Raw genomic sequence first — 18,591 nt, 5'->3', positions numbered from 1 at the left:
CCGCTCCGAGCGTCGGGACACCGCTGAGCAGGCGGTGTCCTCCGCGTTCTCGCGGAGGGCGGGGGCGTCAGCCGGAGGACTCCCGCGGCACGAGACGGACGGGCATGGCCTGCACGCCCGCGGTCGGACGTCCGTGGATCGCGTTCGAGAGCTCCTCCGCGGCGGCGCGGCCGAGCGTGTCGAGCATCATGTCGATGCTCGAGAGCGGCGGGCGGGCGGCCTCGACGAGGAGGTCCCAGTTGTCGAAGCCGACGACGGCCACGTCCTGCGGCACCCGCCGGCCGGTCTCGCGCAGGTGGTCGAGGGTGCCGCGGGCGATCTGGTCGCTCGCGCAGATGATCGCGTCGAGGTCCGGATGCGCGCGCAGCAGCGTCTCGGCGCACTGGCGGCCCCAGCTCTCGGACCACTGCCCGAAGAGGACGCCGCCGCCGACCAGCGGGAGCCCCGCCTCCGTCAGCGCCTGCTCGACGCCCCGGGCGCGGTCGTGCGCGGCGGTGTAGCTCGGCTCGCCGTTGACGAGGGCGATCCTCGTCCGTCCGCGCTCGATCAGGTGGCGGGCGGCGAGGACGCCGGCCTGCACGTTGTCGGGCGTGAAGGAGGAGTCGCGCGGATCCTCCGAGGGCGCATAGGCGTAGACGACCGGCACCGGGATGGTGCGGGTGATCGAAGGGCGCGGGTTCGTCGTCCGGCCGAGCACCACGATCCCGTCGACGCGCTTGGCGAGCAGGTTCTTGATGTGGTGCTGCTCGCGGATCGAGTCGCCGCGGGCGTCGCAGAGGAGCACCGACGTCGATCCGGCGCCGAACGCGTCCTCGGCGCCGAGCAGCACGGGGAGCACGAAACGGTTGTCGAGGTCGTTCGTGAGCATCCCGATAGTGCCCGTGCGCCGGGAGTTGAGGGCCTGCGCGAACGGGTTCGGGGTGAAGGAGAGGGCCTCGGCGGCGTCCAGCACGCGCTGGCGGGTCTCGGCGCGCACCTGGTCGCGGCCGTTGAGCGCCTTGGAGGCTGTGGCGATCGAGACGCCGGCGGCGGCCGCCACGTCGGTGAGCGTGATGGTGCCGGTGGGCTTGCGTGGTGGCACCGCGCCTCCGTTCCGGGCCCGGCGGGCCGCCGCGTCGATCCTCGCACGACTCCGGCGAAAAACCGAAAAGACCGAAAAGGTCGCATCTCTTGACGCGCTGACAGCCCCTGCTTAGGTTTACCCGACAGAAAGTAGTTTCGGCCCGGCGTAGACGATCGGGACGACTGCCGAGGAATCCATCAACGACGAAGGGATCATCCGTGAAGACGAGGAAGCACGCTCGGGGCCTCGCCGCCGCCGTCCTGCTGGGGACGGCCGCCGCCGCACTGACCGGCTGCGCGAGCGGCTCCGGGGGAGACTCCGGCTCCGCCGCGGGAGGCAGCTACACGTTCTGGGACCCGTACCCCCAGTTCGACGAGTCGTCCGACTGGGCGAAGCTCATCGACTCCTGCGGGACCGAGGCCGGCGTCACCGTCGAGCGCACCGGCTACGACACCACCGACCTGACCAACAAGGCGCTGCTCGCCGGCCAGCAGGGCAACTCGCCCGACCTCCTGCTCGTCGACAACCCCGTGGTCTCGACGCTCGCGGAGTCGGGCATCCTGACCACGACCGCCGAGTCCGGGCTCTCCACCGACGGGATCGACGCGAACATCCTCGCGGCCGGCCAGACCGGCAGCGACACCTTCGGCGTGCCGATCGGCGCCAACACGCTCGCGCTGTACTACAACAAGGCCGTGCTCGAGAAGGCTGGCGTGGACGCCGCCTCCATCACCGACTGGGCCGGGCTGACCGACGCGCTCGAGAAGGTCACCGCCTCCGGTGGCAAGGGCATCACGTTCTCCGGCATCGGCACGGAGGAGGGGACCTTCCAGTTCCTGCCGTGGTTCTGGGGCTCCGGCGCCGAGCTGACCGACCTCGACTCGCCCGCCGCGGTCGACGCCGTCTCGCTCTGGAGCGACTGGCTGGAGAAGGGCTACGCGCCCAACTCCGTGATCGGCAACACGCAGACCACGAGCTGGCAGGAGTTCGAGACCGGCGAGTACGCGTTCGGCGAGAACGGCACCTGGCAGCTGGCCAACGCGAAGGCCTCGGGCATCGACTACGGCGTCCTGACCATCCCGTCGAAGGACGGCGGTGCGGCCCCCGCACCGACCGGAGGCGAGTTCCTCACCCTCCCGGTGCAGTCGGACACGGCGCGCTACGAGACCTCGAAGAAGATCGCCGAGTGCCTGACCTCGACGGAGAGCCTGGTCACGACCGACAACACGCTCTCGTACATCGCGCCGACGGCCGAGGCGCAGCAGGAGCAGGTCGCCGGCAACGCCGACCTCGAGCCGTGGGTCACCGCCGTGCAGGCCGCGAAGGGCCGCACCTCGGACGACCTCGGCACGAAGTACCCGAAGATCTCGGAGCAGCTGTGGGGCGCGGTGCAGACCGTGCTCAGCGGCTCGCAGTCTCCCGAGGACGCCCTGAAGGCCGCCCAGTCGGCCGCCGAATCCGCCACGAAGTAGGACGACCGGGGGCTCCCGCTCCCCGAACGAGGTCCCCCCGGCCGGTGCTCCGCGCACCGGCCGGGGGGACGGGAGAGACCATGACCACTGCCACCGAGACCGCCCGCCTCCTGCGGCGCGGCACCGAGCCGCCGGCCCCGCCCGCCCCGGCCGCCGAGAGCCGTCGGCGCCGCCGGCGCCCCGAGGGCGGCCGTCTGGTCGCGTGGGCGTTCCTCGCCCCGCTCGTCGCCTACCTGCTCGTCTTCTACGCGTTCCCGCTGTACCGCAACCTCGAGCTGAGCCTGAAGGACTACACGGTCCGCTCGTTCGTGCAGGGGAACGCACCCTTCGTCTGGTTCGACAACTACGTCCAGGTGTTCCAGGACGCGACCTTCGGCCCGGCGCTGCTGCACACGGCGGTCTTCACCGGCGTCTCGCTCCTCTTCCAGTTCACGCTGGGGCTGGCGCTCGCCGTGTTCTTCTACCGCCGCTTCCCGCTGGCGAGCACGCTCCGGGCGCTGTTCCTGGTGCCGTGGCTCCTGCCGCTGATCGTCTCGGCGTCGACCTGGTCGTGGATGCTCAACAGCGACTCCGGCATCGTGAACGCGTTCCTGGAGTCGTTCGGGATCGGCCAGATCAACTGGCTCACCTCGCCGACCACCTCGCTGATCGCGGTCCTGATCGCGAACATCTGGATCGGCATCCCGTTCAACCTGGTGATCCTCTACTCCGGCCTGCAGAACATCTCGCAGGACCTCTACGAGGCGGCCTCGCTCGACGGCGCGACCGGCGCCCAGCAGTTCTGGCGGATCACGCTGCCGCTGCTGCGGCCGGTGTCGGCGATCACGATCCTGCTCGGCCTCGTCTACACGCTGAAGGTGTTCGACATCATCTGGATCATGACGAAGGGCGGCCCCGCCGACTCCTCGACCACGCTCGCCACCTGGACGTACCAGCTCGGCTTCGGCTCGATGCTGCCCGACTTCGGACCGGCCGCGGCCGTCGGCAACCTGCTGATCATCCTGGCCCTCGTCTTCGGCCTCGTGTACATCCGGGTCCAGCGGAAGCAGGCCGACTCGTGACCGCCCGCCGCCCCTGGTACCTGACGGTGGTCGGGATCGCCCTCACGGCGGTCATGCTGTTCCCCGTCTACTGGATGATCAACGTCTCCCTCACTCCGACCGGCTCGATGCGGAAGGATCCGCCGGACTGGTTCCCGTTCTCTCCCACGTTCACCGGCTACCAGGCGGTGCTGAGCGAGCAGCTGCCCTACCTGGGCACCAGCCTCGTCGTCGGCCTGGGCACGGTGCTGCTGACCGTGGCGATCGCCGCTCCCGCCGCCTACTCGCTGGCGAAGCTGCGGCCCCGCGGCGGTCAGGCCCTCTCGTTCGTGCTGCTGATCGCGCAGATGATCCCGGCGATCATCATGGCGATGGGCTTCTACGCCATCTACCTCAACCTGGGGCTGCTCAACTCGATCCCGGGCCTGATCGTGGCCGACTCCACCATCGCGGTGCCGTTCGGCGTGCTGATCTTCACGGCCTTCATGTCGGGGATCCCCGACGAGCTCACCCAGGCGGCGCGGATGGACGGAGCGAGCGCCTGGCGCACCTTCACCTCGGTGATCATGCCGATCAGCCGCAACTCCGTCGTCACCGTCTCGCTGTTCGCGTTCCTCTGGGCCTGGTCGGACTTCATCTTCGCCTCGACGCTCGACAGCGGCGGGAAGCTCCAGCCGATCACCCTCGGCATCTACAAGTACATCGGCAACAACAACCAGGAGTGGAACTCGATCATGGCGACCGCCGTGGTCGCCTCGCTCCCGGCCGCCGTCCTCCTCGTCGTCGCCCAGCGGTACGTCTCGGCGGGAGTCACCGCCGGCGCCGTCAAGGACTGACCCGTCCCTCCAAGGAGACACCGTGACCCTCACCGCCCCCACCGCCACCGCCCTCGGCGGCCCGGTCGCCCCCTCGCGGAGCGTGCTCCGGCCGCTGCGCCAGGACGAGATCCGCCTCACCGGCGGCTTCTGGAAGCACTACCAGGACCTCAACTCCTCCGCCGTCATCGAGCACTGCCGCTCGTGGATCGAGCGCGTCGGCTGGGCCGGCAACTTCGACCGCGCGGCCGACGGCTCGATCTCGTCCGCCGAGAGCGGCGACGCGCACGCGGGCATCGAGTTCGTGGACTCCGAGGTCTACAAGCTCCTCGAGGCCATGGCCTGGGAGCTCGGCCGGAGCGACGACGCCGGGCTGCAGGAGCGGTACGACGACCTCGTCGCGCGGGTCGCCTCCGCCCAGGACCCGGACGGGTACCTGCACACGAGCTTCGGCCGGCCCGGCCAGCGTGCGCGCTACTCCGACCTGGAGTGGGGCCACGAGCTGTACAGCTTCGGGCACCTGATCCAGGCCGCCGTGGCGCGGCTCCGCACCGGGCACGACGACCTCCTGCCGCAGGTCGCCCGGCGCCTCGCCGACCACGTGCACCGCGAGTTCGGGCCCGAGGGGAGGGGCGCCGTGTGCGGCCACCCCGAGATCGAGCCGGCGCTCGCCGAGCTGGCGCGGGCGACGGGGGAGGAGCGCTACCTCGAGCTGGCCCGCCTCTTCGTGGAGCGGCGCGGGACGGGGACGCTGAAGCCGATCGCGTTCGGCGCCGAGTACTTCCAGGACGACGTGCCCGTGCGCGACGCGGAGGTGCTGCGCGGCCACGCGGTGCGGGCCCTCTACCTCGCCTCCGGGGCTCTCGATGTCGCGGTCGAGACCGGCGACGCCGAGCTGGAGGAGGCGGTCCGCCGCCAGTGGGAGGCGACCGTCGAGCGGCGCACCTACGTCACGGGCGGGATGGGCTCGCACCACCAGGACGAGGCGTTCGGCGCCGACTACGAGCTGCCGCCGGACCGCGCCTACGCCGAGACCTGCGCGGCGATCGGCTCCACGATGCTCAGCTGGCGGCTCCTGCTCGGCTCGAACGAGCACCGCTACGCGGACCTGATGGAGCGGACGCTGCTGAACGCGGTGCTCCCCGCCACCCGCGACGACGGCCGCGCCTTCTTCTACACGAACACGCTGCAGCAGCGCGTCGACGGAGTGGCGCCGGACGAGTCGCGCGAGACCGACCGCGCGCAGTCCAGCCTCCGCGCGCCGTGGTTCTGGGTCTCGTGCTGCCCGACCAACACCGCCCGTACCCTGGCGAGCGTCGAGCTCGGCTTCGCGACCGCCACCGACGAGGGCGTGCAGCTCCACCAGTACGGCGCGTACGAGGTGCGCACCGGAGGCGTCGCGCTGCGCGTCGAGACGGAGTACCCGGCCGACGGCGAGATCGTCGTGCGGATCCTCGAGGACGCGGAGTTCGCGCTGACGCTGCGGGTCCCTCCGTTCGCGCGGGGCTCGGCGCTCCTCGACGGCGAGCCGGTCTCGACGCCGACCGTCACCGTCCGCCGGGCGTTCTCCGCCGGCGACACCGTGCGGCTCTCGCTGCCGATGACGGCCCGCTTCGTCGCTCCGCATCCCCGGATCGACGCGGTGCGCGGCCAGGTCGCCCTCGAGCGCGGGCCGTTCGTGCTCGCGATCGAGTCGCTCGACCTGCCCGAGGGCCTGGACACCGAGCACATCGCGGTCGACGCGTCGGTGCCGCCCGTCGTGACGGCGGAGGGAGCGCGCGTGTCCCTCGTGGCGCGGGAGGCGGCTCCCGGCTGGCCCTACGGTTCCGTGCCGGTGGAGGAGGGGCGCCGCTTCGAGGCGGAGTTCCGGCCGTACCACCGCTGGGCGAACCGGGGACCGTCGACGATGCGGATCTGGACGCCGACGGCCTGACGGGCACCGCTCGCGAGAACGCAGAAGTCGTCGCACTCGAGCGTGAGTGCGACGACTCCTGCGGAGTGGCTGCCGTTGCGGCGCCTGCGCTCAGATCCAGCCGCGCTCGCGGGCCTCGATGACCGCGCGCTGGCGGGTGTCGACGTCGAGCTTGCGCAGGATCGACGAGACGTGGTTGCGGACGGTGCCGGAGGAGAGGTGCAGCGCCGCGCCGATCTCGCCGATCGTCTCGCCGCGGGAGCCGGCGCTGAGCACGTCGAGCTCGCGGTCGGTCAGCGGGCTGCGCGTGCTCGCCAGGGCGTCGGCGGCGATCTCCGGATCGACGTAGCGGCGTCCGCTCGCGACCTGGCGGATCACCTCGGCGACGTCCTCGACCCGGCGCGACTTCGGCAGGAAACCGCTGACGCCCGCTCCGAGCGCTCGCCGCAGGACCCCCGGCCGCGCGTGCCGGGTGACGACCACGACGCGCGTCGCCGAGACCCGGCGCAGCCGCTCCGCCGCCTCGATCCCGTCGAGCCCGGGCATCTCGACGTCGAAGAGGCACACGTCGGGCTGCAGGCGCAGCGCCTCCGCGACCGCCTGCTCGCCGTCGCGGCACTCGCCCACGATCTCGAGGTCCTCCTCGAGGCGGAGGAGCGCGGCCAGCGCCGTGCGGATCATGTCCTCGTCGTCGGCGATCAGCACCCGGATCACGAGTCGCTCCCCACCGGCAGGCGCGCGTCCAGCTCGAAGGAGCGGCGGACCGCCCCGGCGCGCAGCGTCCCGCCCGCGCGCTCGACCCGCTCCGCCATGCCGAGGACGCCCGAGCCGGTCCCGTCCGCCTCCTCCGCGTCCGGTGCCAGGTCGTTCACCGCCTCGAACCGCCACTCGTCCTGCTCCCGCGCGAGCCGCAGCCGCGCGCTGGAGCCGCCGCCGTGCTTGAGGATGTTCGTCGTCGTCTCGCGGACCACCGGCCCGAGCGTCTCGGCCGGCGCGTGAGCCGCCGCCGGGTCGACCTCGAGCTCGACGCGGAGCCCGGCCGAGCGGAGCAGGTCGGCGGCGTTGGCCAGCTCGTCGACGAGCGGGACGCTGCGGAAGCGCGTCGCGAGCTCGCGAGTGCCGGTGCGGGCGCCGTCGACCGAGCGCTGGGCGGCGCGCAGCTGCTCGAGAGCGGCCTCCGGGTCGCTGCCGAGGAGGCGCTCCGCGAGCTCGAGCTGCAGCGCGATGACCTGGAGGTGGTGGCCCTGGAGGTCGTGCACGTCGCCGGCGAGCAGCAGGCGCTCCTGGGCGGCGGCGAGTCGGCCCTCGGCGGCGCGCGCCCGGTCGAGCTCGCGGACGATGTCCCACCACCACAGCGCGCTGACGACCGTCAGGGGCAGCAGCGTCGCGAAAAGCAGGAGGGTCGAGAGCGCGGCCGACGCGTCCGGCGCCGCTCGCGTCTGCTCGAGCACCGCCGCGACCGCGAGGACGATCGTGCAGAGCACCATCACCCGGAGCCGCACCCCGCTCTGCCAGGGCAGCACGGCGACCAGGGTCGCGGCGAGCGAGAGCCCGAGCGCGAGGCTCCCGGCGGCCGTGCCGGTGAGCGCGGCGGCCGCCACTCCGAGGCAGAAGACCAGGGTCGGCGCAGCCCGGAGGCGCACCGGGCCCTCGCGGTCGGCGCGCCGGTACGCGAGCGCGGTCGGCGAGAACACCGCGACCCAGGCGGCCGCGCCCAGGAAGTAGGCGCCCTTCCGCCACTCCTCGGCCTCGGCGCTCAGCACCGCCACGGACCAGACGGCCAGGACGATCACCACGAAGGAGGCGGCCGACGCGAGCGTGTACCACCAGGTCACGGCGACGCCGCGGCCCGCGCGCACGGGCGGATCCGGCTCGGTCGAGTTCACCATGCGGCCCAGGCTACGACCATGACACTTGTCACCCCTCGGGCCGTCGATCCTCCCGGGACGCGGTGACCCGGCGGCACTGCCGCAGCGGGCGCGGACACGGTCGGATGGAGGAGTCCCGAGAGCCGGGGCCACGTACCGGAAGGCACGACCATGACGATCATCAGCGACGCGATCCTCGGATTCCAGGACCTGATCGGCCGCGTTCCCGAGCTCGTGCAGCCCCTCGTCGTCGCCGCGGCCGGGGCCGTCCCCTTCATCGAGGGCGAGGGAGCGGCGAGCATCGGGATCATCGGCGGCATCCACCCGGTCGTCGCCGGGCTTGCGGGGGCGATCGGCAACTTCGTCTGCGTGGCGCTGCTCGTGCTGCTGGGCACCGGCGTCCGCTCGGCGATCACGGGCCGCTCGGAGGCGAAGCGGACGACTCCGCGGCGCGAGAAGTTCCAGCGGGCCTTCACCCGCTACGGCGTCCCGGGCGTGAGCCTGCTGGGGCCGCTGCTGCTCCCGACGCACTTCACCGCGGTGATGCTGGCGGGCGCCGGAGTCGGCCGCGGGCGGATCCTGCTCTGGCAGGGCGTCGCGATCGCGCTGTGGACGACGGTGCTGACGGTGATCGTCGGGCTCGCGGTCTCGGGCGCGACGCAGGCGGGCTGAGCGGGCCGGACACGGTCCGGAAGCGTGCGACCCCGGTGGTGCAGAGGCGTCCGCGCCACCGGTCAGTGCCGGATGCGCCGTCCCGGTCCGCCGTCCGGGTCCGCCGGGCCGGCGGACTGCAGGTGGGTGTGCAGGCGGATGAGGGTGTCGCGCAGCCGGGTCTTGACGGTGCCGAGCGGGATCGACAGCTCCTCCGCGATCTCGGAGTGGCTGTACCCGCGGACGTAGGCGAGGTAGAGGACGTCGTGGTGGATGGCGGCGAGCTGCCGGATCGCGCCGGCCGCGGGCGCCAGGGCCAGCCGGACGTCCGAGCGCTCCCACTCGTGATCGCGGGGCCGGTCGAGGACCGTGTACTGCAGCTCCCGGCGCCGCGCCGACCGGTCCGCCCGGGCGCGGTCCACGGCACGGCGGTGCGCGACCTGGGCCAGGAAGGCGAGCACGGGACGGCCCGGGTCGAGCGAGCGCGCGGTGCGCCAGAGCTCGAGGTAGACCTCCTGCGCGACCTCCTCGGCTGCGGCGCGGTCGTCGAGCACGGCGTCCGCGACGGAGACGACCCGGCCCGCGGTGAGCGAGTAGAGCTGCCGGAAGGCGGTCCGGTCGCCCGCGCAGACCCGCAGCAGCAGGGCCGCTGACCGCGCAGGGCCGTCCCCGGGCTCACGCCGCTTGCCCGTCATCGTCGACACAGGGCTCAGCCTGGCACCGCGGACGCGCTCCTCCCGGGGTTACTCCCTGTGAGGTGGCCCCCGTTAGAGGCTCACTTTCACAGGAGTCCGCCGATGCGCGCCGCACGCCCGCCGATGCGCGGCCCCGGTCGCGCACGGGGCCCGTGCGGCGGCGTCGACGGACTCGGCCGCCCGTCAGGCGGCGACGCGCGCGTTCGACTGCGCGAGGAGCGCGACCGAGCGCAGGCGCGCCTCCGTCTGCAGCGACGCGTGAGCGACGATGACCTCGTCGGCGTCGGCGGAGCGGGCGAAGTCGGCGGCGTAGTCGGCCACCTGGTCGCCGGTGCCGACACCGGTGTAGGTGGTCATGCTCGCGACGTGGGCGCCGATCGGCGCGCTGAGCAGGGCGTCGAGCTCCTCGTCGTCGAAGGTCTGGCCGACGGGGATCTGCCCGCTCTGGCGCAGCAGCATCATCAGGCGGGCGCGCTTCATCTGCGCGAACTGCTCCTGCGCGTCCTCCTCGGTGTCGGCGGCGATGGCGTTCATCCCGGCGATCACGTAGGGGGCGTCGAGCTGCTCGGAGGGGCGGAAGCCGCGCCGGTACTCCGCGACGGCCTGGTGGAGCGCGTCCGGAGCGAAGTGCGAGGCGAACGCGTACGGCAGGCCCAGCGCGGCCGCGAGCTGCGCGCCGAAGAGCGAGGAGCCGAGGATGTAGAGGGGGACGCGGGTGCCGGCACCGGGCGTCGCGCTCACTCCGGGGATGCGGGACTCGCCGGCGAGGAAGGCCTGCAGCTCCAGCACGTCCTGCGGGAAGCGCTCGGAGGAGTCGGGGTCGCGGCGGAGCGCGCGGAAGGTCGCCTGGTCGCTGCCGGGGGCGCGGCCGAGTCCGAGGTCGATCCGTCCCGGGTGCAGTGTCTCGAGGGTGCCGAACTGCTCGGCGATGGTGAGCGGGGAGTGGTTCGGCAGCATGACGCCGCCGGAGCCGAGGCGGATCGTGGAGGTCTGCGAGGCGACGTGCGCGATGAGCACCGAGGTCGCGCTGGAGGCGATGCTCGCCATGTTGTGGTGCTCGGCGTACCAGACGCGGCGGTAGCCGTTCCGCTCGGCCTCCTGGGCCAGGGCGACGGAGGCGGCGAAGCTGTCGCGAGCGGTCTCACCGGGGGCGATGGGGGCGAGGTCGAGGATGGAGAGGGGAACGCTCATGGTGAGGGCAACGCCCGCGACGGCTCCGGTGTTCCCGTCGCGGGCGCCTTCCTCACGCCTCGGGGATGTCGCGGCCGTACGCCTCCAGCGTCACGGCCTCGGGCTCCGGTCCGCCGCGCACGCCGGCCTCGAGGGCGTCGATCCTTGCGAGCTCCGAGCCGGAGAGCGCGAAGTCGAACACGTCGATGTTCTCGGCGATGCGCTCGGGGCGGGTCGACTTCGGGATGACCTGGCGGCCCTCCTGCAGGTGCCAGCGGAGCATCACCTGCGCGGCCGTCTTCCCGTACTTGGCGCCGAGCTCGAGGAGCACCGGGTCGTCGAAGCTGCGGCGCGGGGAGTCGCGGTAGGCGGTGATGCCGCCGATCGGCGACCAGGCCTGGGTGAGGATGTCGTTCTCGCAGCCGAAGCGCTCGACCCGCCGCTGCTGGAAGTACGGGTGCACCTCGAGCTGGTTCACCGCGGGGACGACGTCGGTCTCGGCGAGCAGGCGGGTGAGGTGCTCGACCATGAAGTTGCTCACGCCGATCGCCCGCACCCTCCCGTCGGCGAGCAGCCGCTCGAGCGCCCGATAGGCGTCGAGGGTGCGGTCGAAGGCCTCGGGCAGGGCCTGGTGCAGGATCAGCAGGTCGATCCGCTCGACGCCGAGCTTGCCCGCGCTCTTGTCGAAGGCGTGCAGCGTCTCGTCGTAGCCGTAGTCGCTGATCCACACCTTCGTCTCGAGGAAGACGTCGTCGCGGCCGGCGATCGCCTCGCCCACCTCGCGCTCGTTGCCGTAGGCCGCCGCCGTGTCGATGTGCCGGTACCCCGCGTCGAGCGCGGCGGCGACGGCGGCGCGGGTCTCGTCGGGCGGAGTCTGGAAGACGCCGAGTCCGAGGGCGGGGATCTCGACACCGTTGTGGAGAGTGAACGTGTTCATGAGCCCACGCTACGTCCGCAGACGCCGAGTCGCCCGAGAAGCCGCGCGCGACTCCTCAGGCGACCCCGTCGCTCCGGCCCTGCTCAGCCGTCGATCGGCAGCAGGATCCCCTTCACCGTCTCGTCCGTGGCGAGGAACTCCTGCACGGCCGGGTCCTGGAAGGCCTGGACGAGCTTCTTCACGTTCTCGGTGTCGCGGTACTTCGAGCCGATGGTGAGCTGCCCGGCGAAGTCGTCGGGGGCCTGCGGGGCGAAGATCTGCTGCTCGATCGGGATGCCGGCGGCGAGGTAGTACTCGGTGTAGCCGACGGCCGCGTCGAGGTCCGGCAGCGCGCGCGACTGGGCGGCGAAGTCGAGCAGGGTGAACTGCAGGTTCTTCGGGTTCTCGGCGATGTCGTCCTGGGTCGCGGTGCCCGGCTCCGTGCCCGGCTTCAGCGTGATCAGGCCGGCGTTCTGCAGCAGCCAGAGGCCCTGCGCCTCGTTGGCGGGGTCGGAGTAGAGCGAGACCGTGCCGCCGTCGGGGATCTGGGAGACGTCGGAGTACTTGTCGCTCCAGAGCCCGAAGCCCCAGCGGAAGACGGGGGTGGCCGCCTCCTCCTCGAAGTCGGGGTTGGCCTCGAGCACCTGTCCCAGCCAGAGCTTGTGCTGGTACACCGTGGCCGCGACCTCGCCCTCGCTCACCGCGCGGTTGATGGTGTTGCTGTCCGAGAGCCCCTTGAAGGCGACGGTGATGCCGTAGCGCGGCGCCACCTCCTTCGCGACGAAGTCGACCAGGGCCTGCTCGGAGGCGTTGCCCTCGGCGGTCGCGACGTAGAGCGTCGCTCCCTCCTGCTCGTTGGCCGAGACGGCGGGGGAGAGGAGCGGGACGGCGATCGCGGAGGCGACGCCGACCACGACGACGGCCGCTCCGGCGATCCAGGGCCAGCGGCGCTTCTTCTTGAGATCGAATCCGAGGTCGTCGGGAGTGGACATGGCGGTGCCTTTCGAAGAGGGGGTGCGCGGGCGCGCGGGAGGGGCGCCCGAGGTCGCAGGAGGAGGAGTGGTGGTTCTAGACGGCGGCCGCGACCCGCGGCGCTCGCCGCGAGCGGGAGGCGCCGGGCGTGGTCGCGCGGACGAGGGCGTCGCCGGTGAGCTGCACGGTCGCGACGGTGGCGACCAGGATCACGATGGTGGCGAGCATGACGGTGGTGTCGAAGCGCTGGTAGCCGTAGGTCACCGCGACGTAGCCGATGCCGCCGGCGCCGATCGTGCCGGCGATCGCCGAGTACTCGATCATCGCGATCGTGTTGATCGTCAGGCCGCCGATGATCTGCGGCACCGCCTCGCTCAGCTGGGCGGTCCGCACCACCTGCAGCCGCGACGCTCCGGAGGCGCGGGCGACGCGGGTGAGCGAGAGCGGCACGCTGCGCAGCGCGTTCTCGACGATGCGGGTGAAGAAGGCGATCCCCGCGATCGACATCGGCACGACGGCCGCCGCGATCCCGATGTTGGTGCCGGTGATCAGGCGCGTGAACGGCATGATCGACGCCATCAGGATGAGGAACGGCAGCGAGCGGCCGACGCTGATCACGGCGCTGAGCACCTGGTGCGCGGCCCGGTTCTCGGCCAGGCCGCCCGGAGCGAGGTTGTGCACGAGAGCGCCCAGCGGCACGCCGACCAGCACCACGATCGCCATGACGATGCCGACCATGATCAGCGTCTCGCCGAGCGCCGGCAGCACCAGCGCGGGGATCTGCTCGAGCGGGACCTTGTTGTCGAGGTGGAGGATCACGCCGCCACCTCCTCGGCGAGGACGCGCACGCCGGCGGGCCGGACCGACAGGCCGAGCTCGGCCGCCGCACGGGTGAGCCGCGCCTCGTCGACTGGGCCGAGCCCGATCGTCGCGTGGCCGACCGCCTGCCCGTCCACCGTCTCGATCGCCGCGCCGAGCAGCGCGACCGGGCCGACCGCCTCCGCGAGCCGGGTGACCCAGTCGGTCGGCACTCCGGAGCGGGAGTAGCCCACCACCCATTCGCCCAGGCCCGGGCCCGGCGCGACGGCGGGGCGCACCGGGTTGAGGGCGAGGCCGAGCGGGGACGCGGGGTCGCGCAGCAGGTCGACGAGACGGCCCGACTCCACGATGCGGCCGTGGTCGAGGCGGGCGACGGAGTCGGCCACCTGGCGCACCGTCTCCATCTCGTGGGTGATGAAGAGGATCGAGAGGCCCAGGTCGTCGCGCAGCTCCTTCAGGAGCGTGGTGATCGCGGTGGTCGAGGCGGGGTCGAGGCCCGAGGTGGCCTCGTCCGAGAGCAGCACCGAGGGGCGGAGGGCGAGCGCGCGGGCGATGCCGACGCGCTGGCGCTGACCGCCGGAGAGCTGGTGCGGGTAGTAGCGGGCGCGGTCCGAGAGGCCGACGCGCTCGAGCAGCTCCGCGACGCGGCGCTTCGTCTCGGCGGCGGTGACGCCGAGGTACTCCAGCGGAAGGGCCACGTTCTGCTCGGCCGTGCGGCGGCTGAAGAGTCCGTCGGACTGGAAGACGGTGCCGATGCGGCGGCGGGCGACGCGCAGCCGCTCCTCCGAGAGCTGCGAGAGCGCCTCCCCGTTGACGACGACCGTGCCCGAGGTGGGCCGTTCCAGGAGGTTCACGCAGGCGGCGAGCGTGCTCTTGCCCGCACCGCTCGGGCCGACGACGGCGAAGATCTCGCCGGTCGCGACCGAGAAGTCGAGGCGGTCGAGCACGGTCGCCGGACCGTACGACTTGCTGAGCTGCTCGAGCCGGATCATCGCGTTCCTTCGGACGGGTCGGGCGGCCGCGGCCTCTCCGCGTCGTCCCGGACACGATGATGGAGCACCGCGGGCCCGCCCGTCCCGGCCCGCGTCGCCCGGCGTAACCCTTCGTCGCCGGGCGTAACAGTGCGCGGGGCGGAGGGGGTCGCGGCCGCGAGACGCGACAGGACCGCCGCGGCCGGCAGCACGCGGGCTACCGTGACCGGATGCAGCCGAAGTGGGAGTCGACGACCATCGAGCGCGCCTTCGACGAGGGGTGGTCGGACGAGCCGATGGGGACGAAGGAGAAGTTCTGGCTCGTCGCCGACGGCGATCTGTGGCTCTAAAAGTTCGCCCGCCAGCGAGGAGACGAGACCCGCGGTGAGGACTGGGCGGAGTGGGTGTCGTTCCATCTCGCGCGGATGCTCGACGTCCCGTGCGCGGAGGTCCGACCTGCGACGGTGGGCGGTCGGCGCGGAATCATGTCGAGGAACGTCATCGAGCGCGAGCAGATCCAGAGCCTCGAGATCGGGAACAGCCTGCTGCGCCACTCCGATCGCCACTACGACCACGCTCGGAGGCGGCCCAACGACCGCTACACCGTCGATGCGGTGAGACGTGCTCTCGACGGCGTCGACGCTCCTGCAGGCTTCGACGCCGTCGCCGGACTGAGCGGTTTCGACGTGTGGGCGGGCTACCTGCTGTTCGATGCCTGGGTAGCTGGACGGGATCGACACGACGAGAACTGGGCCGTCATCGCCGGACGCGGTCATCGGACCCTCTCGCCCTCGTTCGATCACGGCAACGCCCTCGGATTCCAGGAGACCGAGGAGAAGCGCGCCGCCTGCCTCGCCGATGAGGCTCTCTTCGACCGGTGGGTGCGGAGAGGAAGGAGTCACCATTTCGCCGGAAGACCGCCGCTGGTCGACCTCGCAGCGGAGGCCCTCGCGGCGGCCTCTCCGGAGGCGCAGGCGTTCTGGCCTGCTCGGCTCCGAGCGGTCGATCCCTCTGCGGTCCGCGAGGTCCTCGCGGCGGTTCCTCCGACCCTGATGTCGGAGACGTGCGCTAGTTTCACGGAAGGACTGCTGGCAGCGACACGGAGGAGGATCCTCGATGACTCTCCTCGTTGATCGACCGGCGCCGCGTCCGACCCCTGGTGTCCGCGAGCTGCTGCTCGTCTGGCAGAACCCTCGTACTCGCCGGTTCCTCCGCGCGGCGGTGCTGTCCGTCGGGGTCGACGGCTTCCTCTTCCGGTACGAGCCGGCGGCTGTCGCCGACGAGGACTTCTTCCCGCTCGCGGAGTTCCCCCGTGTGGACGCGGAGTACCGGAGCTCGTCCCTTCCGCCGTTCTTCGCCAACAGGGTGATGTCGTCCGAGCGCGGCTCGTACGAGGAGTACCTGGGGTGGCTCGGTCTCGAGGCGGCGTCCCCCGACCTCCCCGTCGAGATCATGGTCCGGACCGGCGCGGCGCGAGCGACCGACACCTTCCATGTCGTGGAGAAGCCTCTCCGCACCGCGCAGACCCTCATCAGTCGTTTCTTCGTGTCGGGAGTCCGCCATCGGGCCGAGCTCCCGCTTCCGGTGCTGCCTCTCGAGCAGGGCGACGGGCTGGTCCTCGTGCCCGACGCCTCGAACCTCCGCAACCCGGAGGCCTACGAGGTGGCCTCGGTGTCCGGCGAGCGGATCGGATGGGTGCCGGACTGGCTGTGCGGTGAGGTCGCCGCGCTCATGGCGTCCGGATGGGAGGTCGAGGCGGTCGCCGAGAAGGTGAACCCCGAGGCCCCGTCCCACGTCCAGGTGCTCTGCCGGATCACCGCGACCCTGCGTCACTGAACCCGCTCCCGTTCAGCTCGCGGCGGCCGCCGCGCGGGGGCTCTCGGCGCCCGCCTCGCGGTCGAAGCGCTCGCGGCTGAAGACCTGGTCGGCTGTCGTCAGGGCGAGGCCGATCACGCCGGCCAGCTCGCCCAGGTCCGACGTGTGGATGGTCAGGTGCCGCGTGGCGAGCGGGTGGGTGCGCAGGTAGACGCGCTCGCGCAGGCCCGACATCAGCACCTCGCCGCAGTCGCCGAGCTGGCCCGAGATCACGATGGTCCGCGGGTTGAGGATGTTGACGAGGTCGGCGACCGCCTCGCCGAGGACGCGGCCGGCCTGGCGCACCGCCTGGGTGGCGCGCATGTCGCCGCGGAGCACGCGGGCCGTGACGTCGGCGACGTGCTTGATCGAGGGGTCGTCGGCCGAGAGGTCGCGGACGAGGGCCCAGCCGCTCGCGTACGCCTCCACGCAGCCGGCGTTGCCGCAGCGGCAGGGCAGCGGATCCGCGTCGACCGTGCCCGTGACCGCGCGGGTGTGGCCGATGTCGCCGGCCGCGCCGACGGCTCCGCGGATCGTCGCTCCGTTGAAGACGAGGCCCGAGCCGATGCCGGTGCCGAGCTTCAGGCTGATCAGGTTGTCGGAGCCGTGGTGGCGCGACTCGGCGAGGGCGCGGGCGTTCGCGTCGTTCTCGATGACGACCTGCACGCCCTCGTACGGCTCGGCGAAGTAGCCGGCGATGTCGAAGTCGTCCCAGCCGGTCATGATCGGCGGGTTGCGCACGCGCCCGGCGGCGAACTCGACCGGCCCCGGGACTCCGACGCCGATGCCGGCGACCGCGTCGCCCTGCTGCAGCCGCTCGAACGCGGCGAGCACCAGCGAGAGCACGGCGTCCGGTCCCTCCCAGACGTCGACGACGCCGCTCTCGTGCCGGAGGGGGGTGCCGCGCAGGTCGCAGGCGGCGGCGACGAATCCGCTCGCCCCGATGTCGGCGGTGAGGAACACCGTGCCGACCAGGTTCATCGCGAACATGCTCGAGGGGCGCCCGCCGGTCGACTCGCCGCCGGTGGTGGGGGCGATCAGGCCGAGCTCCACGAGGGTCGCGAGGCGCTGGTTGACGGTGGAGCGGGAGAGCCCCGTCTGCTCCATCACCGCGTTGCGCGAGATCTCGCCCTGCTCGCGGAACAGCGCGAGGACGTCGGCCACGTGCGAACCGGCCTCGCCGGTGGAGTACCCCGTCATCGCTCCCCCTCTTGTCACGGTCAGCGTACATGCCTGCCGACGGGAAACCTGAAGTCTCCCGACTTTCGTATTGCGGTAACGCAAAAGCCCGGGTAGTTTTCACACATCGGCACGCAGTGGTGCCACTGATCCTCAAGGATGACGATGAACCGCACAGCACGCCGCCTCCTCCCGGTTCTCGCACCGGTCGGCGCCCTCGCACTCCTCCTCACCGGCTGCGCCTCGGGTGGCGACACGGCCGCCGGCGGCTCCGGATCGACCAAGGTCGCCGCGGTCATCAAGGGCCTCGACAACCCCTTCTTCCAGGCGATGGAGAACGGCATCGAGGACACCGCGCAGGACGACTCCGTGGACGTCTCGGTGCAGGCCGCCGCCGACATCGGCGACACCACCGGCCAGGCCGACAAGCTCACCACCGTCGCCGGCCAGGACTTCGGCTGCCTGATCGTCAACCCGATCAGCGGCACGAACCTGGTGCAGGCCCTCGCCTCCGCCACCGGCAAGACGATCGTCATCATCGACAGCCCGCTCGACCCCGACGCGGTCGAGGCCGCGAACCTCGACGTGACCACCTACATCGGCACCGACAACGAGGCCGCGGGCGGCAAGGCCGGCGACTTCCTCCTGCAGCGGCTGCCCGCCGGCTCCGAGGTCGCCGTCATCGGCGGAGTCTCGGGAGACGTCACCAGCGCCGCCCGCGTCGACGGCTTCACCGCCGCGATCGGCTCCGACCTCACCGTCGTCCAGGAGGCCGCGGCCGACTGGAAGCGCGAGGTCGCGCTGACCAAGGCGACCGACATCCTCGCCGCGAACCCCGACGTGAAGGCGTTCTTCGCCGCGAACGACGACATGGGCCTCGGCATCGTCAAGGCCGTCGAGAACGCGGGCCTCACCGGCTCCGTCCAGGTGGTCAGCGTCGACGGCAACGAGGACGCGCTGCAGTCGGTGAAGGACGGCGGCCTCACCGCCACCGTCGCCCAGTACCCCTACGCGATCGGCCAGCTCGGCGTGCAGGCGTGCGAGGCCGTCGGCGCCGGCGAGGAGATCCCCGCCGAGATCGAGTCGCCCACCGCACTCGTGACCTCCGAGACCGCGGAGCAGGCCCTCGGCGCCTTCCCCCAGCCGTTCGAGGAGTTCGACAACCCGCTCGCCGCGCTCGTCCCCGGCAAGTAG

The 18,591-nt window shown here is 72.2% G+C and carries 18 protein-coding genes; 8 read left to right on the top strand and 10 right to left on the bottom strand.

Annotated features, from left to right (window positions below; genetic code table 11):
* Nucleotides 1-67: 67 nt before the first annotated feature.
* The gene (locus tag C5C53_RS00665; RefSeq protein ID WP_104225800.1) at nt 68-1,081 is read right to left on the bottom strand and encodes a LacI family DNA-binding transcriptional regulator; all 1,014 of its coding nucleotides are present in this window, start codon (nt 1,079-1,081) and stop codon (nt 68-70) included.
* 200 nt (nt 1,082-1,281) lie between these two features.
* Between C5C53_RS00665 and C5C53_RS00660 the strand changes: the two genes are divergently transcribed.
* From C5C53_RS00660 to C5C53_RS00645, 4 genes are all read left to right on the top strand, one after another.
* Nucleotides 1,282-2,535, top strand: coding sequence for an extracellular solute-binding protein (locus tag C5C53_RS00660; RefSeq protein ID WP_104266556.1), 1,254 nt, complete (start codon nt 1,282-1,284; stop codon nt 2,533-2,535).
* A gap of 80 nt (nt 2,536-2,615) precedes the next feature.
* Nucleotides 2,616-3,596: a carbohydrate ABC transporter permease gene (locus tag C5C53_RS00655; RefSeq protein ID WP_104247032.1), complete on the top strand. Its 981-nt coding sequence runs from the start codon at nt 2,616-2,618 to the stop codon at nt 3,594-3,596.
* Nucleotides 3,593-4,411, top strand: a complete 819-nt coding sequence (locus C5C53_RS00650) for a carbohydrate ABC transporter permease (RefSeq protein WP_104222699.1) — start codon at nt 3,593-3,595, stop codon at nt 4,409-4,411. The genes C5C53_RS00655 and C5C53_RS00650 overlap by 4 nt, the downstream gene beginning before the upstream one ends.
* Before the next feature lie 22 nt (nt 4,412-4,433).
* Nucleotides 4,434-6,323, top strand: a complete 1,890-nt coding sequence (locus tag C5C53_RS00645) for a glycoside hydrolase family 127 protein (RefSeq protein WP_104266555.1) — start codon at nt 4,434-4,436, stop codon at nt 6,321-6,323.
* A gap of 90 nt (nt 6,324-6,413) precedes the next feature.
* Here the strand turns inward: C5C53_RS00645 and C5C53_RS00640 are convergent, their stop codons facing one another.
* Together C5C53_RS00640 and C5C53_RS00635 are read right to left on the bottom strand one after the other, a co-directional pair.
* Nucleotides 6,414-7,016 carry a response regulator transcription factor gene (locus tag C5C53_RS00640; RefSeq protein ID WP_104222701.1) on the bottom strand — a complete coding sequence of 201 codons (603 nt, stop codon included), beginning with the start codon at nt 7,014-7,016 and terminating at the stop codon, nt 6,414-6,416.
* Entirely contained in the window at nt 7,013-8,191 is a 1,179-nt protein-coding gene (locus tag C5C53_RS00635; protein ID WP_104266554.1) for a sensor histidine kinase, read from the bottom strand. Before C5C53_RS00635 ends, C5C53_RS00640 begins: the two co-directional genes overlap by 4 nt.
* A 150-nt stretch (nt 8,192-8,341) precedes the next feature.
* On the opposite strand from C5C53_RS00635, the gene C5C53_RS00630 reads away from it, so the two are divergent.
* The gene (locus tag C5C53_RS00630) at nt 8,342-8,842 is read left to right on the top strand and encodes a small multidrug efflux protein (protein ID WP_104225805.1); all 501 of its coding nucleotides are present in this window, start codon (nt 8,342-8,344) and stop codon (nt 8,840-8,842) included.
* A 62-nt stretch (nt 8,843-8,904) separates the two neighbouring features.
* On the opposite strand, the gene C5C53_RS00625 is transcribed toward C5C53_RS00630, so the two are convergent.
* From C5C53_RS00625 to C5C53_RS00600, 6 genes are all read right to left on the bottom strand, one after another.
* The gene (locus C5C53_RS00625) at nt 8,905-9,516 is read right to left on the bottom strand and encodes a sigma-70 family RNA polymerase sigma factor (protein WP_258063255.1); all 612 of its coding nucleotides are present in this window, start codon (nt 9,514-9,516) and stop codon (nt 8,905-8,907) included.
* A 183-nt stretch (nt 9,517-9,699) separates the two neighbouring features.
* A complete protein-coding gene (locus C5C53_RS00620; RefSeq protein ID WP_104232972.1) occupies nt 9,700-10,707 on the bottom strand; it encodes an LLM class flavin-dependent oxidoreductase in 1,008 nt (335 codons plus the stop codon).
* Between the two features lie 52 nt (nt 10,708-10,759).
* Nucleotides 10,760-11,623: an aldo/keto reductase gene (locus C5C53_RS00615; RefSeq protein ID WP_104222706.1), complete on the bottom strand. Its 864-nt coding sequence runs from the start codon at nt 11,621-11,623 to the stop codon at nt 10,760-10,762.
* Nucleotides 11,624-11,706: 83 nt separating this feature from the next.
* Complete coding sequence (locus C5C53_RS00610) at nt 11,707-12,594, bottom strand: MetQ/NlpA family ABC transporter substrate-binding protein (protein ID WP_104257783.1); 888 nt, start codon at nt 12,592-12,594, stop codon at nt 11,707-11,709.
* Between the two features lie 76 nt (nt 12,595-12,670).
* The gene (locus tag C5C53_RS00605) at nt 12,671-13,393 is read right to left on the bottom strand and encodes a methionine ABC transporter permease (protein ID WP_104222708.1); all 723 of its coding nucleotides are present in this window, start codon (nt 13,391-13,393) and stop codon (nt 12,671-12,673) included.
* Entirely contained in the window at nt 13,390-14,385 is a 996-nt protein-coding gene (locus C5C53_RS00600; RefSeq protein WP_104266552.1) for a methionine ABC transporter ATP-binding protein, read from the bottom strand. Before C5C53_RS00600 ends, C5C53_RS00605 begins: the two co-directional genes overlap by 4 nt.
* Before the next feature lie 464 nt (nt 14,386-14,849).
* Here C5C53_RS00600 and C5C53_RS00595 point away from each other — a divergent pair, with 464 nt between their 5' ends.
* Both C5C53_RS00595 and C5C53_RS00590 read left to right on the top strand, forming a co-directional pair.
* Nucleotides 14,850-15,497 carry a hypothetical protein gene (locus C5C53_RS00595; RefSeq protein WP_146084619.1) on the top strand — a complete coding sequence of 216 codons (648 nt, stop codon included), beginning with the start codon at nt 14,850-14,852 and terminating at the stop codon, nt 15,495-15,497.
* Nucleotides 15,481-16,200: an HIRAN domain-containing protein gene (locus C5C53_RS00590; RefSeq protein ID WP_146079261.1), complete on the top strand. Its 720-nt coding sequence runs from the start codon at nt 15,481-15,483 to the stop codon at nt 16,198-16,200. Before C5C53_RS00595 ends, C5C53_RS00590 begins: the two co-directional genes overlap by 17 nt.
* Before the next feature lie 12 nt (nt 16,201-16,212).
* Here the strand turns inward: C5C53_RS00590 and C5C53_RS00585 are convergent, their stop codons facing one another.
* On the bottom strand, nt 16,213-17,418 hold the full coding sequence (locus C5C53_RS00585) for an ROK family transcriptional regulator (protein WP_104266550.1): 1,206 nt from the start codon (nt 17,416-17,418) through the stop codon (nt 16,213-16,215).
* A gap of 144 nt (nt 17,419-17,562) precedes the next feature.
* On the opposite strand from C5C53_RS00585, the gene C5C53_RS00580 reads away from it, so the two are divergent.
* On the top strand, nt 17,563-18,591 hold the full coding sequence (locus tag C5C53_RS00580) for a substrate-binding domain-containing protein (protein WP_104266549.1): 1,029 nt from the start codon (nt 17,563-17,565) through the stop codon (nt 18,589-18,591).

It is taken from the genome of Rathayibacter sp. AY1E3 (genome assembly GCF_002932235.1).
GTDB lineage: Bacteria > Actinomycetota > Actinomycetes > Actinomycetales > Microbacteriaceae > Rathayibacter.
Note: the sequence above shows the minus strand (reverse complement) of the source record. Positions and strands in the feature narration are given on the sequence as shown.